1 protein-coding gene is annotated in these 285 nt (G+C 40.7%); it reads left to right on the top strand.

Features of this window, described 5'->3' with window-relative positions; translation table 11 throughout:
* Window positions 1-52: 52 nt before the first annotated feature.
* Window positions 53-285, top strand: a 233-nt coding sequence (locus tag R7Q46_RS29235) for a hypothetical protein (protein ID WP_411978793.1), incomplete at its 3' end; no start/stop codon positions are given.

Here is a 285-nt window from a genome sequence, read left to right as displayed (position 1 = left end):
CCATAATGGATTCACAACGATACCACGAACCCTCCCTCAAATAGGCAGAATAATGGATAAGTTTTCTGGAAAAGGAAAACCTCTCTCATCAACTTATCTATCACTATGGTGCAACGTTTTTGATGAAGGCTTTCTAGAGATAGAAGATAAGCATAGGTTTGCATTTGAATCGGGCTTTTCAAGTGAACGAGCAATAACCACCTGGACAACCCGAATGAGAAAGCTTGAAGAGTTGGGCTTTATTCAATCAAAGCGAGGAGCGAATGGCGATTTCAATTATGTCCT

Source organism: Vibrio sp. 811, assembly GCF_033339195.1.
The sequence above is the reverse complement of the archived record's forward strand: the minus strand, read 5'-3'. Positions and strand labels throughout refer to the sequence as shown.